The organism is Macellibacteroides sp., from assembly GCF_050251695.1.
In the GTDB taxonomy this organism is placed as follows: domain Bacteria; phylum Bacteroidota; class Bacteroidia; order Bacteroidales; family Tannerellaceae; genus Macellibacteroides; species Macellibacteroides fermentans.
Window position 1 is genome coordinate 1 of the sequence record NZ_JBFWMI010000061.1, and the last position, 3972, is coordinate 3972.

Annotated in this window: 5 protein-coding genes; 2 read left to right on the forward strand and 3 right to left on the reverse strand. The window is 41.5% G+C overall.

All coding sequences use genetic code 11. From position 1 onward, the window contains the following. Positions 1 to 321 precede the first annotated feature (321 nt). On the forward strand, positions 322 to 648 hold the full coding sequence (locus AB7E53_RS09975; protein WP_079682127.1) for a PadR family transcriptional regulator: 327 nt from the start codon (positions 322 to 324) through the stop codon (positions 646 to 648). Positions 649 to 659: 11 nt separating this feature from the next. Then, the gene (locus AB7E53_RS09980; protein WP_446775449.1) at positions 660 to 1763 is read left to right on the forward strand and encodes a PspC domain-containing protein; all 1104 of its coding nucleotides are present in this window, start codon (positions 660 to 662) and stop codon (positions 1761 to 1763) included. A gap of 362 nt (positions 1764 to 2125) precedes the next feature. On the opposite strand, the gene AB7E53_RS09985 is transcribed toward AB7E53_RS09980, so the two are convergent. From AB7E53_RS09985 to AB7E53_RS09995, 3 genes are all read right to left on the reverse strand, one after another. After that, positions 2126 to 2521: an HIT family protein gene (locus AB7E53_RS09985; RefSeq protein WP_079682125.1), complete on the reverse strand. Its 396-nt coding sequence runs from the start codon at positions 2519 to 2521 to the stop codon at positions 2126 to 2128. Between the two features lie 11 nt (positions 2522 to 2532). After that, the gene (gene greA / locus AB7E53_RS09990; protein ID WP_079682124.1) at positions 2533 to 3003 is read right to left on the reverse strand and encodes a transcription elongation factor GreA; all 471 of its coding nucleotides are present in this window, start codon (positions 3001 to 3003) and stop codon (positions 2533 to 2535) included. A gap of 189 nt (positions 3004 to 3192) precedes the next feature. Further along, positions 3193 to 3972: peroxiredoxin family protein (locus AB7E53_RS09995; RefSeq protein WP_446775451.1), on the reverse strand; the 780-nt coding region annotated here is incomplete at its 5' end.

Below are 3972 nucleotides of genomic sequence, written 5' to 3' on the forward strand. Positions count from 1 at the left end.
ATGCGTGACCCGTACTTGTCGGCCTGACGGTGTACTACTTCGGCAAAATGATAGTAAGACATAATCCTTTATTTTGAATTGAATATACAAAAGTAAGCTTTTCATTGGATAATGAGTAGGTAGATACTATTATTTTACACAAAAAGGACGTTTATGTGCAATAGTGCTGTTAAATTTGGCTTTTTACTGGTAATATTCGACTCTTTTATGTGAACAAATGTGAAATATATTGTAAAAAATAAAATTATTTGAAAATATATGGTAGTATGTATTGCATAGTACAATAGCAATGCATATATTTGTGGCATAAAACAGAAAACAATGAATGCAGAAAACGTAAAATCACAAATGAGGAAGGGTACTTTGGAGTATTGTATACTCCTTCTCCTCAGCAAGGAGCCTGCTTATACATCTGATATTATTCAGAAATTACAGGAGGCAAGATTGATTGTTGTTGAAGGCACTTTGTATCCGTTGCTTACCCGGCTGAAAAATAGTGAGCTGCTAGGTTATCAATGGATTGAATCAACGCAAGGCCCGCCACGAAAATATTATCAGTTGACGGAAAAGGGACAACTTTTTTTAGGTGAACTGGAAAATGCATGGGAGGAGCTGAATAATACAATAAACCACATTAGAAACAATTAATAATTACCAAAATGAAGAAAACGCTTACCGTTAATCTGGGAGGGTCCGTATTTCATATAGACGAAGATGCCTACCAGCTTTTAGAAAAATATTTGTCTAACCTCCGCGTCCATTTTAAGAAAGAGGAGGGTTCGGACGAAATTATGAATGATTTCGAAATGAGAATCTCTGAATTGCTTGGAGAGCGCATTAAACTGGGCTTCGAAGTGATTACGATAGAACATGTGGAAGAGGTGATCAAACGCATGGGAAAACCGGAGGAGATTTTTGATACTGAAGGAGAAAAGGAATTTGCATCGGAAGAGGGAAAAACTCATACTACGTCTACAGGTAGAAAGCGTTTTTACCGCGACCCGGATGATAAGATATTGGGTGGTGTTGCCGGTGGTTTTGCTGCCTACATGGATTGGGATCCCAGCGCTGTACGTATCGGTTTGTTTGTTCTCTGCTTTTTCTGGGGGGTTATGATTCCGATCTACTTTATTCTTTGGCTGATTATTCCGCAGGCACGCACGGCAGCCGAGAAACTTGAAATGAGAGGCGAAAGGGTGACGATCGAAAATATTGGAAAGACTGTAACCGATGGGTTCGAGAAGGTGTCTAACAATGTAAATGATTATGTGAACTCAGGAAAGCCACGGACAACCCTGCAAAAACTGGCGGATGCTTTCGTTACGGTTGTAGGTGCTTTGGTGAAGGTTGCGCTGATCTTACTGGCAATTATTGTGATACCGCCGCTGTTGCTGGCTCTGTTTATTTTTGTTGTTGTTGCTTTTGCTTTGATTTTTGGAGGTGGGTTCGGTATCTTGTATCACCTGATGCCGATGGCCGACTGGGGTACTATCCAGGCCTATCCGGAATCTGCACTGATCGGCGCGAGCGTTGCAATGTTTGTTTTAATTGCCATTCCTGTTGTTTCACTTCTGTACGCATTGTGCAGTGCGGTGTTTAAATTCAAACCGATGCCTGCCGTACTTAAATGGACGTTCTTAATCCTCTGGATTATTGCAGCAATAGGCTTTATTTCAATAGGATGGACTTTTGGCTGGCCTGATTTCTATCAGATGACGAGCTGGCCAGTTAACTGGAATTCTGTAAGTATTTCTCTTTGGTAATAGTTTTTAATGTATGTGTGTTTAAAAAAGAAGGCCGCTCTGTCTCAGAGGGGCCTTTCTTGTAAGGTTAACAAATTAATGAGTAAAAACCACTAATGAATTAAAAATAAATTGTTCGGTGCATATTTTTTATATACGTTTTCCGAACAAGTGGCAAATATAAACATTCTTTGTTATTAAGCACAGCAAAACCCGAAACTTAAACTAAGTTAGTCTTCAAAAAGTTGATATTGAATGGATTTGTGCCCGTAACGGGCCGGCGGAAAGAATAAATGCCAATGAAAGTGTACACTTTTCATTGGCATTTACATTGATTATGAATCTGGCCCGGTTATATAGAGCCATCCATAATCTGAGATGGGTCAAATAAATTCTTTTCTGATCTTTTCGGCAACAGCGGCCAGCTCATCAGAAGTTACGGTCAGTTTCGTTTTTCCAAAATAGATGTCGGATTCCTTGTTTATAGGAACCAGGTGGATGTGTGCATGCGGTACTTCAAGCCCGATGACACTAAGTCCCACTCTTTTACATTCGATAGCCTGCTCGATGGCTTTGGCTACTCTCTTGGCAAATAGAATCATGGCGCCAAGTTCATTATCGTTCAGGTCGAATATGTAATCCACCTCTTTTTTGGGAATTACCAGCGTGTGTCCATGAACCAGCGGGTTGATGTCCAGAAAGGCAAAGAAGTTGTCGTCTTCCGCCACTTTATGGCATGGGATTTCTCCTGCCACAATCTTGCTGAATATTGTTGCCATGATTTATAAAGTTAAATAGAGATTTCTTCAACCTGATAACTAACAATACCGGATGGTACCTTGATGTCTACTACATCGCCCACCTTTTTACCCATCAAGCCTTTGGCAATGGGTGTGCTTACCGCAATTTTATTTTCGCGCAGATTCGCTTCAGAGTCGGATACCAACGTATAGCTCATAACCATGTTATTCTTTACGTTTTTGATTTTTACCTTACTCATGATTTGTACCACGTCGCTTCTTAATTGCGACTCGTCTATCAGTCGAGCATTGGCAATAAGCCCTTTCAATTGCGCAATTTTAGCTTCCAGAATTCCCTGAGCCTCTTTGGCGGCATCGTATTCTGCATTTTCGGAAAGGTCTCCCTTGTCTCTTGCTTCGGCAATTTGATGGGATATTTCCGGACGCTTAACGGTTTCCAACAGATTTATTTCTGCTAAAATCTTGTTGTAACCTTCCTCTGTCATATAACTAACAGCCATACTAAATCCTCCTAATTTTTTCTTATTATATAAATATTGAATGCTACATAAAAAAAGAATCCCGACCAACGGTATGGCCGGAACTCATTGTCTTATTTTTACCCTACAAAGGTAGGTCTTCTTTTTTGAAGAAGCAAATTTAAAGATGTGCTTTAAAACATAAATTTCTGAAACAGAGGATAAAAAGTCTTACAGAAGGCCTTTTATCGATGCTTCCAACGTGCCGATATTCTCCACACGTTTAACCAGATTGCCGTTTTTGTCCAGAATGAACAGGGCCGGTAATTGTTTTACGTTGTAGAGTGCTGCCGCCTGTGAATAAACGGATTGCGGATCGCGTACACACATCCACGGCAGGTTTGATGCTGCGTTTTTCCAGAAGTGGGCATCGGAGTCGAGTGAGATCTGATAGATTTCCAATCCGCTGCTGTGGTGGTTGGTATAGATCTTACCTAATTCCATATTCAAAGCGGGCGACCATTCTGCCTGGTAGGCGGTAAAGTTTACCAATACCACTTTGCCTTTGGCCAGATCAGACAGTTTCGACATCTCTCCGGTGATAGTGGGTAATTCGATATCGAGGAAGCTTACCTCTTCTGTCTTGATGTTGTCGAAGTTGATAGGACGCTGACCACGCAATACTTTGATGGATTGCAACGCCAGGTTGTGTAAATGCTTTGATCTGGGGCTTTCCGGATAGTAGTGGTCGTAGCTTGTAGCTACTGCTCCGTAAGCTCTCGAGTCTGCCTTGTCGTACAGGTCGAAGAACAGTAGTCCGTCTATCTGCTGGAAAAGAGCGAAATAGGCTGCGGCCGACATGGGGGCAGAGAAGATATACTTTTTAGCAACGGTCTTATAGGCTTCTGCAGCTTCAAGTACTTTGGTTCTGTATGTGGAGTCTGCAATCTCTTTGGCTCCATAGGCCTTGCGGAGCTTGCTGATTTCCATGTTGGCATCCAGCTGGGCAAG

Excerpts from the sequence above, each read along its gene's own strand:
- AB7E53_RS09975 (WP_079682127.1), top strand. The coding sequence starts at position 322 with ATGAATGCAGAAAACGTAAAATCACAAATGAGGAAGGGTACTTTGGAG.
- AB7E53_RS09980 (WP_446775449.1), top strand. The coding sequence starts at position 660 with ATGAAGAAAACGCTTACCGTTAATCTGGGAGGGTCCGTATTTCATATA.
- greA (WP_079682124.1), bottom strand. The coding sequence starts at position 3,003 with ATGGCTGTTAGTTATATGACAGAGGAAGGTTACAACAAGATTTTAGCA.
- AB7E53_RS09985 (WP_079682125.1), bottom strand. The coding sequence starts at position 2,521 with ATGGCAACAATATTCAGCAAGATTGTGGCAGGAGAAATCCCATGCCAT.